At 63.1% G+C, this 19,085-nt stretch carries 15 protein-coding genes and 1 tRNA gene; 10 read left to right on the top strand and 6 right to left on the bottom strand.

The features are described 5' to 3' along the window. Positions 1–164 precede the first annotated feature (164 nt). The 4 genes from DTX69_RS04365 (at position 165) to DTX69_RS04350 (ending at position 5,483) form a co-directional block, all read left to right on the top strand. Entirely contained in the window at positions 165–1,040 is an 876-nt protein-coding gene (locus tag DTX69_RS04365; RefSeq protein WP_162916653.1) for a PAS domain-containing protein, read from the top strand. Further along, positions 932–1,492, top strand: coding sequence for a sensor histidine kinase (locus DTX69_RS04360; protein WP_284735556.1), 561 nt, complete (start codon positions 932–934; stop codon positions 1,490–1,492). Before DTX69_RS04365 ends, DTX69_RS04360 begins: the two co-directional genes overlap by 109 nt. Positions 1,493–1,504: 12 nt before the next feature. Further along, positions 1,505–3,061, top strand: a complete 1,557-nt coding sequence (locus DTX69_RS04355; RefSeq protein ID WP_119300277.1) for a hybrid sensor histidine kinase/response regulator — start codon at positions 1,505–1,507, stop codon at positions 3,059–3,061. Between the two features lie 199 nt (positions 3,062–3,260). Then, on the top strand, positions 3,261–5,483 hold the full coding sequence (locus tag DTX69_RS04350; RefSeq protein ID WP_119300276.1) for a TonB-dependent siderophore receptor: 2,223 nt from the start codon (positions 3,261–3,263) through the stop codon (positions 5,481–5,483). Here DTX69_RS04350 and DTX69_RS04345 read toward each other — a convergent pair. From DTX69_RS04345 to DTX69_RS04330, 4 genes are all read right to left on the bottom strand, one after another. Then, complete coding sequence (locus DTX69_RS04345; protein WP_119300275.1) at positions 5,467–6,687, bottom strand: adenylate/guanylate cyclase domain-containing protein; 1,221 nt, start codon at positions 6,685–6,687, stop codon at positions 5,467–5,469. The two genes, DTX69_RS04350 and DTX69_RS04345, sit on opposite strands and share 17 nt — an antisense overlap. A 13-nt stretch (positions 6,688–6,700) precedes the next feature. Next, entirely contained in the window at positions 6,701–7,237 is a 537-nt protein-coding gene (moaB, locus tag DTX69_RS04340; protein ID WP_119300274.1) for a molybdenum cofactor biosynthesis protein B, read from the bottom strand. A 54-nt stretch (positions 7,238–7,291) separates the two neighbouring features. After that, positions 7,292–8,821 (bottom strand): lytic transglycosylase domain-containing protein, encoded by a 1,530-nt coding sequence (locus DTX69_RS04335; RefSeq protein WP_119300273.1) that lies wholly within the window; start codon positions 8,819–8,821, stop codon positions 7,292–7,294. Positions 8,822–9,109: 288 nt separating this feature from the next. Continuing rightward, positions 9,110–10,006, bottom strand: a complete 897-nt coding sequence (locus DTX69_RS04330; RefSeq protein WP_284735537.1) for a uracil-DNA glycosylase — start codon at positions 10,004–10,006, stop codon at positions 9,110–9,112. A 41-nt stretch (positions 10,007–10,047) separates the two neighbouring features. Between DTX69_RS04330 and DTX69_RS04325 the strand changes: the two genes are divergently transcribed. Genes DTX69_RS04325 through DTX69_RS04315 form a run of 3 tightly spaced genes read left to right on the top strand, consistent with a single transcriptional unit; the run spans position 10,048 to position 14,511 of the window. After that, positions 10,048–11,685, top strand: a complete 1,638-nt coding sequence (locus tag DTX69_RS04325; protein ID WP_119300272.1) for an electron transfer flavoprotein-ubiquinone oxidoreductase — start codon at positions 10,048–10,050, stop codon at positions 11,683–11,685. 49 nt (positions 11,686–11,734) lie between these two features. Then, positions 11,735–13,612 (top strand): tetratricopeptide repeat protein, encoded by a 1,878-nt coding sequence (locus DTX69_RS04320; RefSeq protein ID WP_119300271.1) that lies wholly within the window; start codon positions 11,735–11,737, stop codon positions 13,610–13,612. Positions 13,613–13,656: 44 nt separating this feature from the next. Continuing rightward, on the top strand, positions 13,657–14,511 hold the full coding sequence (locus DTX69_RS04315) for a 4-(cytidine 5'-diphospho)-2-C-methyl-D-erythritol kinase (RefSeq protein ID WP_119300270.1): 855 nt from the start codon (positions 13,657–13,659) through the stop codon (positions 14,509–14,511). Positions 14,512–14,524: 13 nt separating this feature from the next. Here DTX69_RS04315 and DTX69_RS04310 read toward each other — a convergent pair whose 3' ends face one another. Next, the gene (locus DTX69_RS04310; protein ID WP_119300269.1) at positions 14,525–14,944 is read right to left on the bottom strand and encodes an ester cyclase; all 420 of its coding nucleotides are present in this window, start codon (positions 14,942–14,944) and stop codon (positions 14,525–14,527) included. An 81-nt stretch (positions 14,945–15,025) separates the two neighbouring features. Next, positions 15,026–15,406: a peptidoglycan-binding domain-containing protein gene (locus DTX69_RS04305; protein WP_119300268.1), complete on the bottom strand. Its 381-nt coding sequence runs from the start codon at positions 15,404–15,406 to the stop codon at positions 15,026–15,028. A 167-nt stretch (positions 15,407–15,573) separates the two neighbouring features. On the opposite strand from DTX69_RS04305, the gene DTX69_RS04300 reads away from it, so the two are divergent. The 3 genes from DTX69_RS04300 (at position 15,574) to DTX69_RS04290 (ending at position 19,041) form a co-directional block, all read left to right on the top strand. Next, positions 15,574–16,530 carry a TAXI family TRAP transporter solute-binding subunit gene (locus DTX69_RS04300; RefSeq protein ID WP_119300437.1) on the top strand — a complete coding sequence of 319 codons (957 nt, stop codon included), beginning with the start codon at positions 15,574–15,576 and terminating at the stop codon, positions 16,528–16,530. A gap of 36 nt (positions 16,531–16,566) precedes the next feature. Then, positions 16,567–18,876: a TRAP transporter permease gene (locus DTX69_RS04295; protein ID WP_119300267.1), complete on the top strand. Its 2,310-nt coding sequence runs from the start codon at positions 16,567–16,569 to the stop codon at positions 18,874–18,876. Between the two features lie 91 nt (positions 18,877–18,967). Continuing rightward, positions 18,968–19,041: transfer RNA gene (locus DTX69_RS04290), tRNA-Gln, on the top strand. Positions 19,042–19,085: the final 44 nt, after the last annotated feature.

Raw genomic sequence — 19,085 nt, 5'->3', positions numbered from 1 at the left:
AACGCGCCAAGGAAGATCGGGTTCCCGCCCGTGAGCCTGCACTACATTTTCGACGGTGGCGTGCATATCGTTTTTCGGCTTATAGTAATCAGTGCTGAAGGTGCGGGGCAGCAATCAGCCGGCGGATCGCTTGGCTGGAGCTGACCCAACTTGGGCGAGGGTTCGTGACAAACATTCTTGACGCGTCAGGCCAGGAGCGACGCCAAGATATTGAGCGCGCCCTGCATGAAAGCGAGCAGCAATTCCGCCTGTTGGTCGAAAACGTGGTCGACTACGCGATCTTCATGCTCGACTTGAATGGTCGCATCGTCACATGGAACGGCGGCGCCGCGCGCATCAAGGGCTACAGCGTCGACGAAGTCATCGGCCAGGACCATGCGCGGTTCTATACAGAGGAGGATCGCGCCAGTGGCTTGCCGGCCTTGGCGCTGAAAATGGCGCGCGAGCAGGGACGCCATGAGACCGAAGGCTGGCGCGTGCGCAAGGATGGCAGCCGCTTCTGGGCGAACGTGATGCTCGAAGCGGCGCCGAGCGCCATGGTGATGATCAGCGCCGCCGGGCGGATCGAAATGGTGAACGCCCAGGCCGAGCAGGTTTTTGGCTACAGCCGCCAGGAAATGCTGGGCCAGCCGGTAGAGATGCTGGTGCCGGAACAGCTCTGCGGCCGCCATCCCGGTCTGCGCGGTTCGTTCTTCGCCGACGCCAAGGCGCGGCCGATGGGCGCGGGGCGCGATCTCTTCGCGTGGCGCAAGGACTGCAGCGAGTTTCCGGTGGAGATCGGGCTCAATCCGATCGAGACGGATGAGGGGCCGATGGTTTTCTCCGCGATCGTCGACATCTCCGACCGCAAGCAGAAGGAGAGCGCATCCAAATCGCGCTCAGGGAAAAGGACGTGCTGCTGGGCGAGGTGCACCATCGCGTCAAGAACAACCTGCAGATTATTCACAGCCTGCTTGACCTGCAATCGTCGCGCATCACGGACCGCGCCGCGCTCGATATGCTGCGGGACAGCCAGAACCGGATCCGCTCCATGGGCTTGATCCACCAGACGCTCTATCAGTCGAAGGACTTCGCGAGGGTGGATTTCCGCCACTTCCTCGACACGCTGGTGCCGACCTTGGTTGGATCATATGGCGCCAATCCGGATCGGACCAGCCTGTCGGTCGAGGCGGAGCAGGTCCTGCTCCCGATCAATGCGGCCATTTCTTGCGGGCTGGTGGTGAACGAACTCATCTCCAACGCCCTGAAGTACGCATTCCCGGGCGAGCGCAGGGGCGAGATCGCGGTCAGGCTGTCGGCGGACCAGACCGGCCGGGCGGTGCTGTCCGTCACGGATAACGGAATCGGCCTGCCCGAGAATATCGACCTGTCGAAGACCGGCACGCTCGGGTTGCAGCTCATCACGCTGCTGGCGGATCAGCTCAGCGGCGAGATCTCCGTGCGACGATCGGATCCGACGGAGTTCGTCCTAAACTTCCCGATCGAGCCCTGAGCCGGAGGCCGCATGCCCAGTGCCCAAATCATGCTGGTGGAGGATGAGCGCATCGTGGCGCTCCACCTGCAGCAGCAGCTATCAACGTTCGGCTACGAAGTCATTGCCAATGTGGCCCGTGGGGACCAGGCGCTCCAGAAGATCGAGGAGAAGCGGCCCGACCTGATATTGATGGACATCAACATCGAAGGAGAGATCGACGGGATCGAGACGGCGGCGCGCATTCCACCCAGCTATCATATTCCAGTCGTCTATCTGACCGCCTATTCCGAGGAAGCCACGCTGGAACGGGCGCGCGCCACGAAGCCTTACGGCTATCTGCTGAAACCATTCTCCGAGCGCGAGCTGCACGCCACCATCCAGATGGTGCTGGAGCGCTGCCGCATGGAAAATGCCCTGCGCACCAGCGAGGAAAGGTTGCGCCAGGCGCAGAAGATGGAAATCGTCGGGCAGCTGGCCGGCGGCGTGGCGCACGATTTCAACAATATTCTTGCGGTCATCTACGGCAACCTGGACCTGCTGGACGAGGCGCTGGCCGACAGGCCGGATCTGCAGCAGATCGTGCAGAACACAATGAAAGCAGCGGGACGCGGCGCCAGCCTCACGCACCAGCTGCTGGCCTATTCCAGGCTGCAGCCGCTCGATCCGCGCGTGCTTGACGTCAGCAAGCTCATTGTCGACATGACGCAGCTCTTGCAGCGCACGCTCGGCGAGACGGTCGCGGTCGAGACCCATGTGCCGGGCGATCTATGGAAGTCGCTGATCGACCCAAACCAGCTGGAGAGCGCGTTGCTTAACATGGCGGTCAATGCGCGCGACGCCATGCCGAACGGCGGCAAGCTGGTGATCGAGGCGCGGAATGCCATTCTGGATGCAAGCTATGCCGAGGAGCATCTGGAGGTGATGCCAGGCCGTTATGTGATGCTTGCCGTCACCGACACCGGCATCGGCATGAGCAAGGAAGTCGCGGGGCGGGCGCTCGACCCGTTCTTCACGACGAAGCCGGTTGGCCAAGGCACCGGTCTTGGACTCAGCATGGTCTATGGCTTCGTCAAGCAATCCAAGGGGCATATCAAGATCTACAGCGAAGAGGGCCACGGCACGACGGTCAAGCTCTATCTGCCCGCTGCAACCGGACAGGAGGATAACCGCCTGTCGCCGGACCGGAGCGAGCTTCCGACGGCAAAGGACGGCGAAGTCGTCCTGGTGGTCGAGGACGATACGATGGTCCTGCGCCTGGCCGTCCAGCTCCTGACGCGCCTTGGTTACCGGACGGTCGAAGCCTACGACGGGCCGGCAGCGATCGTGATCCTCGAGCAAGGCGGCCGGATCGATCTGCTGTTCACCGATGTCGTGCTGCCGAGGGGCATGAACGGCACCGCCCTTGCGGCGGAAGCCAAGCGGCGCCGGCCGGGGCTGAAGGTCCTCTACATGTCCGGCTACACCGCCAACGCGATCATCCATCACGGGGTGCTGGACAAGGGCGTCCATCTGCTCACCAAGCCGTTCCGCAAGGTCGAACTCGCGCACAAGGTGCGGCAGGTGTTGGACGAGACCGAGCAGCAGTAGAAAGACCGCGCAGCTATCTCAGCGTCATTGAGAGCTCCGCGGCGCGTGCCACGAGCAATCGTCCGGCGCCGATATGCATTTGCAGTTCTTGTCCTTTTCGGTTATCAGGAGAATGCGACGCATTCGCAGTTAGCTTCCCAAAAGGCGCGCGAACGCAGTGCATCGCGCTGATGTTCAGCCTTTTTGGGGGACGGAAGGGATGCGGTTTGCACGGAGCGTCGCCAGCAATGGCGCGCGGATAGGGACGATTTTGGCGGTGGCGACGGCTGCGGGATGGAGCCAGGCGCAGGCGGAAGATTGGGAAGAGCGGCTGGACGCGCTCGAAGCCGGCGCACCGGCCAAACTCGATCTCGTCACGCCGCAGATTGCGCAGGATACCGGAACGGTCACGCTGGCACCAGTGCAGGTGGAAGGCGAGGGCGAGAGCGCGACCGGGCCAGTCGATGGCTATGTTGCGACGCAGAGCAGGACCGGCAGCAAGACCGACACGCCGATCATCGAAACCCCGCAATCGATCTCCGTCATCAGCGCCGAACGCTTGGAAGAGCAGGCGGCGAGCAGCTTGGGCGACGCCTTGCGCTACTCCGCCGGTGTCACGGGGGAGCTGTACGGGTTGGATCAACGCGGCTATGGACTTCGGATCCGCGGCTTCGAAGTCGACAACAACTACTATCGCGATGGGCTGCAGTTCAAAGGCACGTTTTTCGTAAGCTTCCTGCCGTTGGACGTGTACGGGGCCGAGCGGCTCGAGATCTTGCGCGGCCCCGCCTCCGTGCTCTATGGCCAGGCGAGCCCCGGCGGCATCCTGAACTATGTTTCGAAGAAAGCGACAGCGGAGCCGCAATACGAGATCCAAGCAGGCTTCGGCACGTTCGATCGCTATCAAGGTAAGTTCGACTTCAGCGGTCACCTCACGGAAGACGGCGCTTTGTCCTATCGCGTGACCGGCCTTGGTCGCGACAGTGACACGCAAACGGATTTCGTGAATGACGACCGTTTGTTCATCGCGCCAACGCTCACCTGGCAAGGGGAAGACACGACGGTGACCCTCCTCGCCAACTATCAGCACGATGATCAGGGCTGGGGCATCCAGTTCCTGCCCGCATCGGGCACGGTGCTCGACAATCCGAATGGCAGGATACCACGCCACACCTTCACCGGCGAACCGGACTTCGACAAATACATCCTCGACCAGTTCTCGGTCGGGTATCAGGTGGAGCATCACGTCGACGACGTGTTCACCGTTCGCCAGAACGCGCACTACGCTGAGCTCGAGAACGACCAGAACATCGTGTACGGGATTGGCCTGGCCGATGACCGCACTCTGAATCGCTTTGCCGATACGGGGCACTCGGAATTAAGCACCGTCGCGGTCGATAACCAAGTGCAGGCGAACTTTGAAACCGGGCCGATCGCGCATACCGGCTTGTTCGGCGTGGACTTTCAGCACTATGACTTCAGCGATCGAGGCGCGGGGGCACTCATCGATCCAATCGACATCTATGATCCGGAGTATGGTGCCGATATTCCCGATCTAGTGGTCAGTCAAGACGGTAATACCGAGCAGCGTCAAATTGGCCTTTATGTACAGGAACAAGCCAAGCTGTTCGACAAACTGGTGATCCTGCTAGGCGGCCGATACGACTTTGCGAAGACGGAGTTCACGAACGAAATCGAAGACACCGAACAGACGGTCAATGACGAGGCCTTCACCGGCCGTGCGGGACTGGTCTATTTGTTCGACAATGGCATCGCGCCCTACTTCAGCTATTCGGAATCCTTCCTGCCTCTGCTGGAAACTGATGCCGACGGCAATCCCTTCAAGCCCGAGGAAGGCCGGCAATACGAAGTCGGCCTCAAGTATCAGCCGCCAGGCTGGAACAGTTTCGTGATGTTGTCGCTCTTCGATATCGTAAAGCAGAATGTGCTGACGCCCGACCCAGAGGATCCCGCCAACAACAACGTGCAGACCGGCGAGGTCCGCCATCGCGGCATCGAGCTCGAAGGCGTCGCAAGCTCCGACTTTGGACTCGACGTGACGGCCGCCTACACGTTCATCGATGCGGAGATCACCAAGAGCAACGTCGTTGGGGAGGAAGGCAATCGGGCAGCTCGCGTTCCCAAGCATAGCGCCTCACTCTGGGCCGATTACACGATTCCGGAAGGTGACTTTGCCGGGCTCGGCTTCGGTGCGGGCGTGCGCTACATCGGCCCAAGCTTCGGCGATAACCTGGAGGATCTGAGATTGCCGGGCTACACGCTGGCCGACGCGGCGATCCATTACGAATGGGGCAATTTCAAGTTCGCGCTGAACGCCAGCAACGTGTTCGACAAGGTCTACGTGCCGTCCTGCTTCGGCGAGACGTCGTGCTTCTATGGCGAGCGGCGGACGGTGCTCGGAACGCTCACGTATCGCTGGTAAGCGGACTGCGGTCCAAGGTGAACAGCTCCTGCGGCCGCGTCACGCCGCGCAAGGCGTAGCGGCCGCAGGAGACGAGGCGCGGGCCGGCATCGCGCAGCGCGGCAGCGAAGGGCGCGGAAGCAAGTATGCTCTGGTCGGCGGAGCGGCACATCGCAGCGATCCGGCTGATCTCGTTAACCGCCGGGCCGACGATGGTGAAGTCGAGCCGGTCCTTGCTGCCGATGTTGCCAAAGAACATCTCGCCAACATGAAGGCCGAGATACATGTGCGTGGTGGGCAGGTTGTCGGCCGCGCGCCGCTCATTGAGCGCCGCGATGTTCTGCTCGGCCACGAGCGCGGCCGCAATCGCCGCGGCGCAAGCCGTGCCGTTGTCCGGAGCAGTGAAGATCGCCAGGACGCCGTCGCCGATCAGCTTCAGCACATCGCCGCCCTGATCCCGGATGGCGGAGACGATGACTTCCGCATAGTCGTTGAGCAGCGGAATAATCTGCTCCGGTGGCGCGCTATCCGTGATCTTTGTATAGCCGCTGAGGTCGCTGAACCACACGACCGCTTCGATACGGTCGGCGACGCCGCGCTCTATGCGCCCGCTCAGCACCAGTTCAGCGGCGTCCCGGCCAAGGTAGGTTTCGGCAAGTGTGCGCGCGACGCGCCCGAGCGAGACGCTCTTGATGGCAAGGGCGAGGAAGGGCTCCAGCCTGCGGATCGCCGCGATCTCACGCGCTTCGAAACCTTGCTCGCGATCGGTGTACCAGGCGGAATAAATGCAATCCATCTCGCCGATGCTACCTTCCGGTGCGAAACGCGTCAGGATACCGACGAAGTCGGTCATGCCGGCCTGGCGATCCGGCACCAGATGCGTGAACCGCGCGACGGTCTCCGGCGTCAGGCGCTCATGCAACATCGGCTCGCCGCTCTCCAGCAAATAGAAGAAGACGCTCCGCCGCCAGTTCTCCGCGGCCTCACCCTGGTTGGTACGTTCGTATTCGAGGAACTTGCCTTTCGGCTTGTCACGATACCAGCGGATTGCGTGGCCCTCATGCGTCGGATGCAAGATGTCGAGCACCACCAACCCGCTGACTAGCGGCAAGCCCACCGCACTCGCGCGCTCGCAAAAGCCCGCCAGCATCTCGGTCTCCGATCCGCCGGCGAGGCCTGCTTCGGTGATCCAGGCGGCGAGGGATTGGAGTTTCTGCTCGTCCATTAATCCTAAATGGTCACTTCCGGTGCTCTTCCAGCCGCGGCATCAGCTCGACCAGGTTGCAGGGGCGGTGCCGATTGTCGAGCTGGTGCTTCAGGATCTCCTCCCAGCCGTCGCGGCAGGCGCCTGGCGAGCCGGGGAGTGCAAACAGGTAGGTGCCGCGCGCGACGCCGCCAGTGGCGCGACTCTGGATGGTCGAGGTGCCGACCTTCTGGAACGAGATCCAGCGGAACAGCTCGCCGAAGCCGTCGATCTTCTTCTCATAGACGGATTCGAATGCCTCGGTCGTCACATCGCGACCGGTGACGCCGGTGCCGCCAGTCGAGATCACCACGTCGATGTCCGGGCGCGAGATCCATGCCTGCAGCTGCGCGACGATGGCGGCCGCGTCATCCTTGATGATGACGCGGTCGGCGATCTTGTGACCGTCGCGGGTGATCAGATCGACCAGGGTCTGGCCGGATGTATCGTTGGCGAGGGTGCGGGTATCCGATACCGTCATCACGCCGATCTGCACGGCCAGGAAGGGCCGCGTCTCATCAATCTTGGGCATATGCTGTCAGCCTTTCGGCTACAGCATAGACCAGCGATGGAAGCGGTCGAGAGGCTATTTGGACGCGGTGGCGGTGCTGTCCTGGCCGATATATTGCGCCCACCCGCCGGTCGCCAGCGCCTTGAGAGTTGGCGTCTCTTGGCCAAGCCGCTCCTGATAGATCCAGTAGGCGGCGAGGATCCGCTTGGTGAATTGGCGCGTTTCCTTGGACGGCAAGGTCTCCAGGAACAGCAGAGGGTCGTCCATCGCCTTCGGCGCGTTCTTCCACTTCTGGAGATTGCCCGCGCCGCCATTGTAGGCGACGGCCATCAGGATGATGTCATTCTTGATCAGGCCGTTGCTCAGCAGCTTGGCGATGTATTTCTGACCCGCGGCCATCGACAGGCGCGGGTTCTTGAGCTGCGCCGCGTCGTAACCAAGCTTCTTCCCCGTCTCCGGCATGATCTGCATCAGGCCGAGCGCACCATGGCCGCTGACGGCCAGCGGGTTGAAGCCCGATTCCTGGCGAATGATGGCATAGAGCAGCGCGCGATCGATGGTGAACCCATCCTTCGGTTCCCAGCGCGGCACCGGAAAGAGCGCGGCCGGGATCACCGCATCGCCATAGAGCCGCTCCATCGCACCCAGCTTGAGGGCGAGCGAGGGCATGCGGGCGATGTCGGCGACGGCTAGCAGCGCCTCATCGACGTTGTCCTTGGCCTTGGATTCGAGCAGCAGCAGCTCCTTTTCCGCGGCACCGAGCTGACCGACTTGGATCAGCGCAAGCGCACGCTTGCCCGAGCGCGTGCTGAGGAGCAGCTGTCCATGAGCCTTGGTGAATTTCGGCGCCGTCCAATCGATCTGCGGCCGGATGCCGAGCGCGCGCGTGGCCAGTTGACCATAGAAAGTCAGGGGGTGCTTCGCGGCCTTGCGCAGATAGGTGCTGACCTTCTCCGGCTGCTTGGCGCGCAGATAGGCGCGCGCAGCCCAGAATGAGGACTTGGCCTTGTCCCAGATCTCGTTGTCCGCGTCCTCGGTATCCTTCACGAAGGCTTCGGCGGCCTTGGCGAAATCGCCCCGGCGCCAGGCTTCCACGCCTGCCAGCCAGGTGGCGTCCCGGTCGTTGTAGCTCTCGTCGGGCGAACCGATCCGGACGACGTTGACCTTGGGCTCGGTCAGGTTGCTCGCGCCCTTGACCTGGGCGAGCTGATAGATGGCGCGCGCATCCGCCAGCGTGTCATAGTGGCGCAGCCAGTCGGCCAGTTCCTTTGGCTTGGAGATGTAGGTCGCGGACAGATACCGGTCGGCCAGGACTTGGCCCAGCAGCGATTGGTCCGTCAGCTCTGCAATAACTCGGTCCGCGCCGCGGAAATCCCCCGCAGCTTGCAGCCGGAAGATATCGCGATAACGGTCGGCATTGACGGCGTCCAGCGGCTTGGGCAGGTCCGCGCCTTTGATCTGAACGTCATCACCCGGTAGCGCCGCAGTGGCGCCCGATCTGTCTTGAGCCAGGGTCTCCGCCGAAAGGCCAGCGGTAAAGACAAACCCGGCGAGTGTGGCTGTCGCGACTATGCGGCAGCCCCAAGATTGCCAGCGTAAAGCCAAGGTTTCCGTCCCCTTGTGCGGTCGCTCCGTCCCGACCGAAGCGAGTAGTTGATCGTTTCTTATTGTCTCCCGGAGTCATGGCTAGACGATAAGGGAGGGGGTGTCCACTAAAAATCTGCCGCACCAACAACCCGTATGGGCTGCGGAAGGTTGCAACCTACTACAGATATTCACAATTACGCCCAGAAGGTTAATACCATTCGATCTATTCGACTGTACTAGCTCACTTTTCTTTGCTGGCATTTACCTTATTTTGCACCATTAACCATAACAATATACGGACTCACACTATAATCCGAATTCTTTCAGTTTTAGCAGATCGCGCCAGGTTTCCCGCTTTTGGGCCGGCTGGCGAAGCAGGTAGGCGGGATGGAAAATGGGCAGGGCAGGGATGGTCGGCCCATCCTCCCCCAGCCGATACTGGAACCATCGGCCGCGGAGGCGGGTGATCCCTTCGGTGGTTCCGAGCAGCCCCTGGGCCGCCGCCGCCCCGACCAGGACCAGAACCCTCGGCGCCACCAACTCGATATGGCGCTCGACGAACGGCTTCTGGGCCGCGAGCTCGAGGTCTGTCGGCTTGCGATTGCCCGGTGGGCGCCAGAAGCAAACATTGGTGATATAGAAAGTAGTCCTATCAAGGCCGACTGCCGCCATCATCCGGTCGAGGAGCTGCCCCGACACTCCGACGAACGGTAGGCCCAGCCGGTCCTCGTCCGCCCCCGGCGCTTCCCCCACCAGCATCACCTTGGCCGCGGGGTTGCCGTCGGCGAACACCAGATTGGTGGCGGTCCGGCTGAGCGACACGCCGTCGAACCGCGCCAGCGCCTCCTTCAGCGCGGCCAAGTCAGGGGCCGCCCGCGCTGCCTCGCGCGCCGAGAGGACCGCGGCCTGATCCATCGGACCAAGGGCCCTGGCCGGCGCCGGAGCGGTGCGGAACGGCGCCACTGGCTGTTCGGAGAGTTGGGGCGTAACCGGAGCAGGCGGCGGTGGTTGTCTGACCGGTACAGGGGGCGGAGCCAGGGTCGCCCCAAGGCGGCTTTGCGGCGTGGGCTCAATAGCTTCGTCGGCGCCCCACTCGATATAGAGCTTCAGCATTACCAGCGCTTGCTGGGGGTCGAGCTGTTGATCGGTGCGGGCGTCCTGTGACATGACACCGACCGTATCACTGGATGCGAGCGCGGCCAATTCTGGACACCAAGTCCGGGCCGCGAATTGGGAGGAGCCGCATGGACCGCGAGGTTATGGAATATGATGTGGTGATCGTGGGCGGTGGGCCATCCGGCCTCAGCGCTTCGATTCGCCTGAAGCAACTGGCGGCAGAAGCCGGCCACGACATCTCGGTCTGCGTGATCGAAAAGGGTGCCGAAGTCGGCGCTCACATTCTCTCCGGCGCCGTGCTGGAGCCGCGCTCGCTGAACGAGCTCATCCCCGATTGGAAGGCCAAGGGCGCACCGCTCAATACGCCGGCGAAGGACGACCACTTTCTGTTCCTCACTGCGTCGCGGGCGATCCGTCTGCCGACGCCACCGCAGATGCACAACGACGGGAACTACATCATTTCCCTCGGCAATTTCTGTCGCTGGCTGGCGCAGCAGGCGGAGGCGCTGGGCGTGGAAATCTATCCCGGCTTTGCCGCTGCCGAAGTGCTCTATGACGAGAACGGCGCGGTCAAAGGCGTTGCGACCGGCGACATGGGCATCGGCAAGGACGGCCAGCCGACCGCGAACTACACGCGCGGCGTCGAGCTCCACGGCAAGCAGACCTTGTTTGCGGAGGGCTGTCGGGGCTCGCTTACGAAGGTCTTGTTTGAGCGTTTCAAGCTGCGGGAAAATTGCGATCCGCAGACCTTCGGCATCGGCATCAAGGAGCTGTGGGAGGTCGACCCAGCCAAGCACCAGCAAGGCAAGATCACGCACACCATCGGTTGGCCGATGGATGGCAGCACCTATGGCGGGTCATTTCTCTATCATCTGGAGAACAACCAGATCGCGGTCGGCTTTGTGATCGGCCTGGACTACCAGAACCCGCACCTCAACCCATTCGAGGAGTTCCAGCGCTTCAAGCAGCACCCCGCGATCCGCCCGATCTTCGAAGGTGGCCGGCGCATCGCCTATGGCGCGCGGGCGCTCAATGAAGGCGGCTTCCAGTCTATCCCGAAGCTGACCTTCCCCGGCGGCTGCCTGATCGGTGACACAGCCGGCTTCCTCAACGTGCCGAAGATCAAGGGCACGCATACCGCGATGAAGTCGGGCATGACGGCGGCGGAAGCGATCTTCCCGCGCCTCAAGGCAGGTCACGCGGCGGGGGCGGAGATCGCCGAATATCCGGAAGCGCTAAAGAAGACCTGGCTGTGGGATGAGCTCTACTGCGTGCGGAACGTCCGGCCATCCTTCCACGCCGGCATGTGGGCGGGCCTCGTCTATTCTGCCATTGATACTTATCTCTTCCGCGGCCGGGCGCCCTGGACGCTGCACAACCATCCGGACCATGCCCAGCTGCGGAAGGCATCGGACATGCCGAAGATCGCCTATCCCAAGCCAGACGGGGTGGTAAGCTTCGACCGGCTATCCTCGGTCTTCCTCTCCGCCACCAATCACGAGGAAAACCAGCCGTCGCATTTGACGCTGAAGAACCAGGATATCCCGATCTCGACCAACCTGGCGCTCTATGACGCACCGGAGCAACGCTACTGCCCGGCCAGTGTTTACGAAATCGTCCGGGATGCGGACGGGGCCAATCCGCGGTTGCAAATCAACGCCCAGAATTGCGTCCATTGCAAAACCTGCGACATCAAGGACCCTCTGCAGAATATTAATTGGGTGGTGCCGGAAGGGGGCGGCGGCCCCAACTATCCCAATATGTGAGTGAAATAAGGCAGGGACTGTTAACTCCCGGCGTTCTATATAGAGGACTATGGAACGTCCCCGCCATGAGATCGGATTAGACGTGCAGAACATCGACCTGATGCGCCGGCAGCCCCGCGCTTGCCAGAAATGGGTGCTGCCCGGTTTCGCCGCCATCCTGGTAACTCTCGCCGTGACGGCTTGCGAACCGGACCAGCCAGCCGGCGGCCAAGTTGCTGACGCCCAGGGCACTATCGGCGGCCAAAGCTCTTCGTCGCCGGGCGAGAGCTGGACCACTACGGGCGCGTATCTCGCAGGCATGACCGCTTTCCAGCAGCGCGACATGAAGGTCGCGGCGGACCTGTTGACCCGCGCCCTTGGCAAGGATTTCGGCAACGCAGTCCTGTCGCAAAAGACTCTGGTCGCCCTGATGAGCGATGGGCGGATCGATGACGCCATCGAACTCGCGGGTCAGATGAAGGATGCAGGGATCAAGTCCACTCTTGTCACACTGGTGCTGATGCAGGCCGAGGCGCGCACGGGCGATTATGAGGATGCGCTCACGGTCTCGCGCGACCTGCCGGGCGACCGGCTGATGCAGGTCACGGCACCGATGCTGCGTGCCTGGCTGGCGTTGGGCGCCGCGGAGAAAGAGGAGGCGGCCCTTGCAGAGCTGAAGCCGCTGCAGGAGATCGAAGGCGCCACCATGCTGTGGCAGATGCAGTCGGCGCTGATCTCCGATTACGTCGGCGACAACAAGAAGGCAGACGCGAATCTGCTCGCGGCAATCGATGCCAGCGTCACTATTCCCGCCCAGCTCGCGGAATTCTACGTCACGCTCAAGCTGCGCGAGGGCGACGAGAAGGCGGCGCGCGCCATGGTCGAACGCTATCAAGAGCAGGCCGAGGGGCGCGGCGAGGACGTCGCCACCGCGATGGATCGACAGCTCGGCCAGCCCAAGCCGAAGGGTCCGCTGGTCGCCGATATCAAGCGCGGGCTCGCCATCGCCTACAGCCAAATCGCCATGGAGTTGATGGCGGATGACTATAACGGGGACGCGCTGTGGCTGACGCGGCTCGCCCTCGACCTCGATCCCAAGCTCGATATCGCAGCGCTCGCGCTGGGCGACTTGCAGCGTCAAGTCGGTCACCTGGATCAGGCCATCGTGGCCTATGGCCAGGTTCCCGAGACCTCGATCTTTCGTCGCCCCGCGCAGCTGTCGGTTGCCGAATGCTATCGCCGGCAGGAAAAGTTCAGCGACGCGGAAAGCCTGCTGCGTAAGCTGATGAATGAGAATGAGACCGACATCTCGGCCGCTCAGCAGCTCGGGCAGCTGCTGCGCTCCAACAAGAAGTTCGAGGAGGCGGCGAAAGTCTACGGTGTTGCCATTGATCGGCTGGGCAAGCTCGAGCCGGAGGATTGGCAGCTGTTCTACTACCGCGGCATCTCCTATGAGCGCGCCAAGCAGTGGCCGACGGCGGAGAAGGACTTCGAGAAGGCGCTGGAGCTCTCGCCGGATGAGCCTTACGTGCTCAACTATCTTGCCTACACCTGGGTCGAGCGCCGCGAAAACCTCAAGCAGGCCTTCGAGATGCTGGAGAAGGCGGTGAGCCAGCGGCCGGAGGAAGGTTTTATCATCGACTCTCTCGGCTGGGCGCACTACATGCTGGGGCGCTATCCGGACGCGGTCACGGAGCTGGAGCGTGCGGTCAGCCTCGCGCCCACCGATCCTGTCCTCAACGACCATCTCGGCGATGCATATTGGATGGTGGGACGGAAGCAGGAGGCACGGTTCCAGTGGACGCGGGCGCTGAGCTTCGATCCGGAGCCGGATCTCGCCCCCAAGCTGCAGCAGAAGCTGGAGCAGGGCCTGACTGCCAGCGGCGAGCTCCCGCCAGAGACACAAAAGGTCAAATCGCAGGCCGGCAATACCGAATCCGGTGGCTAAAGTCCGCACTACATCACGTCGTCAGATCCGGCTGATCCCCGCTCATGCTCGCGCGCGCCAAGGTCAATCTCTATCTGCACGTCACCGGCCGCCGCGCCGATGGCTATCATCTGCTCGACAGCCTGATCGTCTTCGCCGAGACGGGCGACGAGATCGCCTTGGCGCCCGCCGATCGCCTGTCGCTGACGATCGATGGGCCGTTCGGCGCAGACCTCGAGGCGGGGCCTGAGAATCTGGTGCTGCGAGCCGCTCATGCGCTGCAGGACGTGACCGGCACGCGCGCCGGCGCCGCCATTCGCCTCACCAAGAACTTGCCGGTCGCGTCGGGCATCGGCGGCGGTTCCGCCGACGCGGCCACGACGCTCGATGGCTTGTGCGGATTGTGGAACGTGGCGCCGGGCCGCGCCGCACTGCTGCAGATCGCAGCCAAGCTCGGCGCGGACGTACCGGTCTGCCTGGATGGTGTGCCGAGTTTCGTCGGCGGCATCGGCGAGGAGCTTGCGCCCGCGCGAGGTCTGCCGCCGGCGTGGCTGCTGCTGGCCAATCCCGGCGCCGCGACACCGACACCTGCTGTCTTCAAGGCACGGCGTGGGCCGTTCTCTAAGCCAGCACGCTGCAGCGAGCCGCCGCGCGATTTCGCTGAGTTTGTGGGGCGGCTGCAGGGCTGCCGGAACGACCTGACCGAAGCGGCGATCAGCGTGACGCCGGCCATCCGTGACGTGCTGGTCGCGCTCGCCGCTCTCCCGGGCTGCGTGCTGGCGCGCCTGTCGGGCAGCGGCGCGACTTGCTTCGGCTTGTTCGGCAATGAAGCCGGTGCACGAGCCGCAGAAGCAAAGCTTCGCGTGGACCATCCCGCCTGGTGGGCCACCGCTGCGCCGATGGCAACCAGCAGCCGCTGAGTTCGCCAAGACCTCAATCGGCGAACGGATCCACGCCCATCTGCCGCAGCATTCCAATCGTATCCGCTTCGCCCCAGTGTTCCAGGATCCTCTGGTCGGCGACACGATCGATGTTTATGCCTTTGACCTGGACGACGGCACCGGTCGGGCGAATTCCAATCCATGCACCGCTATGCGTTCCCCGGCCACTGACGCGGGTCACAATCTTGTCACCCTCACCCAGGATTTCGTCGATCCGTAGACCAAAATCAGGAAAGGTTCGGCGTAAAGCTTCGACATGGGCACGTACGACATCAGGCCCACAACCAGACCCCTCGGCATTGTGATCAATGTAGTCGGGGCCGATGAATTCCTCGACGCGAGCGAGGTTGCCGGCGCTGATCACTTCAGCGTAGAAGCGACGAACGAGGGCCTTGTTGGCTTCAACCGACATAGCCAACATTTTAGCACGACCGGCTGGAGTGGCTAAGAGTCCTGCAGCGCGCGTGGAGGAGGCGAATTAAAGCTGGGCAGGCTAGTTGCCGCTCAATTCCGCCTTGGCAGCGCGCAGCTCGCCCAGCAGCGCCAGATCAAGCTCGCCATCGACCGCGATGCCAGCGGTGATCTGAAAATCGCGGATGGCGTTGCGGCTCTCTTCGTCAATCACGCCATCGATCGGGCCGGGCGGAAAGCCGAGCTGATCCAACAGGGTTTCCGCTTCGCTCAGTTCCACGACCGTCAACCGAGAGCCGCGGTTACCTGCGAGATGCCAGATTCCGACTGCGATCGCGATGGCGAGGCCGAGAACGATTGTGCCGCCGATCAGGCCCATCCAGCCCGGTTGGGCATTATTCTGCGAATCCGCCGGAGAGCGCGGCGGCTCATGCAAGTCGGCGTCGAGTGGATCCGTGTTCATGACCCATAAATACTGGCAGTCTGCCGAAGGCTGCAAGACCACACTCTTTATTCGACCAATTGCGGAAATCTGACTGGTTGACCGGTACTGCCTATATGGCCATGGTGACCGCGTAGAAACGTTTGTGCGGTGTCAAACCGCCCCACCGAAGACAGTTGGAGGAAGCAATGTTCGATCTGTCGCGGCGCCGGCTGATGTCCGGCGCTCTCGCCGTTGGCCTCGTCCTCTCCCCCATCGCTGCCAGCGCTGATGATTTCGTGAACATCCTGACCGGCGGCACCTCGGGTGTCTATTATCCGCTCGGCGTCGCAATCTCCAAGGTGCTGACCGACAAGGTGCCGGGCACGCGGCCTTCGGTGCAGGCAACCAAGGGCTCGGTGGAGAATCTCAATTCGATCCAAGCCGGCAAGGGCGAGGTCGCTTTCACGCTCGGCGATTCGCTCGCCGCCGCCGTCGCGGGCTCGGCGGATGCGGGATTCAAGGCGCCCCTCGACAATGTACAAACGGTTGGCGCGATCTATCCCAACTACGTGCAGATCGTTGCCTCCAAGGAAAGCGGCATCAAGACCCTCGCTGACCTCAAGGGCAAGCGCCTGTCGGTCGGCGCGCCGAAATCCGGAACGGAGCTCAATGCGCGCGCGATCCTCAGCGCAGCCGGCATGAGCTATGACGATTTGGGCAAGGTCGAATATCTCGACTTCGCACAATCGGTGGAGCTGGTGAAGAACCGGCAGCTCGACGCCACGTTGCAATCGGCGGGCCTCGGCGTCGCATCGATCCGCGACCTTGCTACCTCTGTGCCCATCGTCGTGGTCGCCGTGCCGACGGAAATCACCGAAAAGCTGGGCCAGCCGTTCTTCGCCGCCACCATTCCGGCCAACACCTATGAAGGCCAGAGCGAAGACGTGGCCACGGTCGCGGTGCCCAACTTCTTGGTGACGCGCGCCGATCTGTCGGAGGATCTGGTCTACAAGATCACTCAGGCGATCTACGAGAATCTGCCCGACCTGCAAGCCGCCCACGCCGCGGCCAAGGGCATCAAGCTGGAGAAGGCGGCGAAGGGGTCGCCCGCGCCGCTGCATCCCGGTGCGAAGAAATACTTCACCGAGAAGAACGTGATGTAAGCCGTAGCGGGAGCGTCACGCTCCCGCGTTCTTCTCATGGCGATGGACACGGACAACAAGGCAACGTCGGGTTCGGTGCCCCACCTGTCCTTCGGCGAGGCGGGGCTGACGGACGATCTGTTCAAGGTCGGAATCGGCGGGCGCCTGCTGTTCTGGATCGCGGTTTCCTTCTCCGCGTTCCAGCTGGTGACCGGCTTCGGCATTCCGCTGGACAGGGATTTCGATTTCCTGCCGGGCATTAACCTCGCGCGCCTGGCGGGAGCAGCGCTCGTGCTGGGTGCGATCAAGGTGGGATGGGATGCGGTGAAGGGGCGTGCCATCCTGGAGGGCCTGCTGGCCCTCATCACATTGGCGGCGACCTACGCCATTCTCGTGCGCTATGCGGGCGGATTGCCGAGCCAGGTATTGCGCACGATGCATGTCGGCTTCCTGTGCCTGGTCGCCGCGCTCGCCTTGTCGGCGAGCCTCACCGCAAAAGGTGGATGGCGCCTGGACCGCTGGTTCCTGTGGCTGATGGGTGCCGTGGGATTCCTCGCCGGGCTCTATCAGTGGCACGCCTACCATGACCTGGTGCAGCGCTCCGGCGATCTGCTGACGCAGGATCTGGTCGTCGGCGTTGTGGCGCTCGCGACCTTGTTCGTGCTGGTGTGGCGCGTGCTGGGGCCGGCGCTACCGATCATGGCGGGCATCTTCCTGGCCTATTGTCTGTTCGGCAATTACCTGCCGGCGCCTCTCGATCACCGCGGCTATGACCTCGAGCAGGTGATCGAGCACATGGTGATCGGCACCGAGGGGATCTACGGCACGCCGACCTTGGTCTCCGCGACCTACATTTTCCTCTTCATCCTGTTCGGCTCTTTCATGGAGCGAGCGGGAGTCATCCGCTTCTTCAACGAGATTTCGATGGCGGCGTTCGGCCGGGCGCGCGGCGGGCCGGGCAAGGTGTGCGTGGCCTCGAGCGCGCTGATGGGGACGGTCTCCGGATCCGGCGTCGCCAACGTGGTCGCCTCCGGGCAGTTCACCATTCCGCTGATGAAGCGCTTCGGCTTCACCCCTGCCTTTGCCGGCGGGGTCGAAGCCACGTCGTCGATGGGCGGGCAGATCATGCCGCCGGTGATGGGCGCCGTTGCTTTCATCATGGCGGAGACCATCGACGTGCAATATGTCGAGATCGCGCGCGCCGCGATCATTCCCGCCGCGCTCTATTTCTTCGCCAGCTTCTGGTCGGTGCATCTTGAGGCGGGCAAGAACAGCCTCGAAGGGCTGCCGCGGGAGCAACTGCCTAGCTTCGTCGCCGAGGTGAAGGCGAACTGGTATCTGATCCTGCCGCTGCTGGCGCTGATCTATCTGTTGTTCTCTGGCTTCACGCCTTTGTTCTCCGGCGCGGTTGCCCTCGCGCTCACCATCGTCCTGATCCTCGGGCTCGCCATCGCAATTGGCCTGCCGACAGCGCAGTTGCGCGTGCTGTTCTGGATCGCGCTCGGCCTCATCTGCGCGATCTCCGTCGCGCTGAGCGTTGCGATCGTGGCGCTGGTGACCATCGCACTCATAGTTCCCGCGGCGCTAAGCGGGCGGGGGCGCGAAGCCCTGATCGGCTGCCGCTGGGCGCTGGCTGATGGCGCACGGCAGGCGCTGCCGGTCGGCCTCGCCTGCGCGCTGGTCGGGATCATCATCGGCACCATGACGCTGACCGGGCTTGGCACGCTGGTCGGCAATGCAGTGGTATCGATCGGGCGGGAGAACCTGCCGATCGCCCTGGTGCTGGTGATGATCTTCAGCCTGATTCTTGGCATGGGCATCCCCACCATTCCCAACTACATCATCACTTCGTCGCTGGCGGCGCCGATCCTGCTGCATCTCGGCGTGCCGCTCATCGTCTCCCACATGTTCGTGTTCTATTTCGGCATCATGGCGGACCTGACGCCGCCGGTCGCGCTGGCCGCCTTTGCCGCCGCGCCGATGGCCAAGGAATCGGGGCTGAAGATCGGCATTCAGGCGCTGCGCATCGCGCTGCCGGCCTTCATCGTGCCCTATCTGGCGGTGGCTGATCCGGTCCTGCTGCTGCAGCCGGTGCCGGGGCTCGAGGGTCCCGCCTATTGGCTCGATGCGGGCTATGTGACGGCGAAAGCGACGTTGGCGGTGGGCTTGTGGGGTGTCGCCGCCTTCGGCTACGCCAATGGCCGCGTTGCCACGGTGGAGCGCGTTCTGGCCGCGGCGGCGGCCGCGTCCCTCATCTTCCCCAACCTGATGGCCGACGCCGTCGGGTTCGCGCTGATGGCGGGCTTCCTGGCGTGGCGATTCGTGGCCGCCCGCCGCTCCGGCCAGGGCGACCGTGCCGCTTCTTGAGCGGAAAGCTTAGTTGCAAAGGAGGGGTCGCTTCCCTATGTTTGCGCCGCCCGGCGGCGGCGCAGCCAGCCGTGTCTTTTTCAGGGCCTGCTGGGGCGTAGCCAAGCGGTAAGGCAGCGGGTTTTGGTCCCGCCATCCCAGGTTCGAATCCTGGCGCCCCAGCCAGCGATCCCCGTCCTGCAAATCAAGATCGCAACGAGCTTCGGAAG

The sequence above is a fragment of the Dongia deserti genome, assembly GCF_003574735.1.
GTDB classification, from domain to species: Bacteria; Pseudomonadota; Alphaproteobacteria; order Dongiales; family Dongiaceae; genus Dongia_A; species Dongia_A deserti.
Note: the sequence above shows the minus strand (reverse complement) of the source record. Positions and strands in the feature narration are given on the sequence as shown.

Excerpts from the sequence above, each read along its gene's own strand:
- DTX69_RS04320 (WP_119300271.1), top strand. The coding sequence starts at position 11,735 with ATGGAACGTCCCCGCCATGAGATCGGATTAGACGTGCAGAACATCGAC.
- DTX69_RS04305 (WP_119300268.1), bottom strand. The coding sequence starts at position 15,406 with ATGAACACGGATCCACTCGACGCCGACTTGCATGAGCCGCCGCGCTCT.
- DTX69_RS04300 (WP_119300437.1), top strand. The coding sequence starts at position 15,574 with ATGTTCGATCTGTCGCGGCGCCGGCTGATGTCCGGCGCTCTCGCCGTT.
- DTX69_RS04325 (WP_119300272.1), top strand. The coding sequence starts at position 10,048 with ATGGACCGCGAGGTTATGGAATATGATGTGGTGATCGTGGGCGGTGGG.
- DTX69_RS04355 (WP_119300277.1), top strand. The coding sequence starts at position 1,505 with ATGCCCAGTGCCCAAATCATGCTGGTGGAGGATGAGCGCATCGTGGCG.
- DTX69_RS04310 (WP_119300269.1), bottom strand. The coding sequence starts at position 14,944 with ATGTCGGTTGAAGCCAACAAGGCCCTCGTTCGTCGCTTCTACGCTGAA.
- moaB (WP_119300274.1), bottom strand. The coding sequence starts at position 7,237 with ATGCCCAAGATTGATGAGACGCGGCCCTTCCTGGCCGTGCAGATCGGC.
- DTX69_RS04345 (WP_119300275.1), bottom strand. The coding sequence starts at position 6,687 with ATGGACGAGCAGAAACTCCAATCCCTCGCCGCCTGGATCACCGAAGCA.
- DTX69_RS04350 (WP_119300276.1), top strand. The coding sequence starts at position 3,261 with ATGCGGTTTGCACGGAGCGTCGCCAGCAATGGCGCGCGGATAGGGACG.
- DTX69_RS04315 (WP_119300270.1), top strand. The coding sequence starts at position 13,657 with ATGCTCGCGCGCGCCAAGGTCAATCTCTATCTGCACGTCACCGGCCGC.
- DTX69_RS04295 (WP_119300267.1), top strand. The coding sequence starts at position 16,567 with ATGGCGATGGACACGGACAACAAGGCAACGTCGGGTTCGGTGCCCCAC.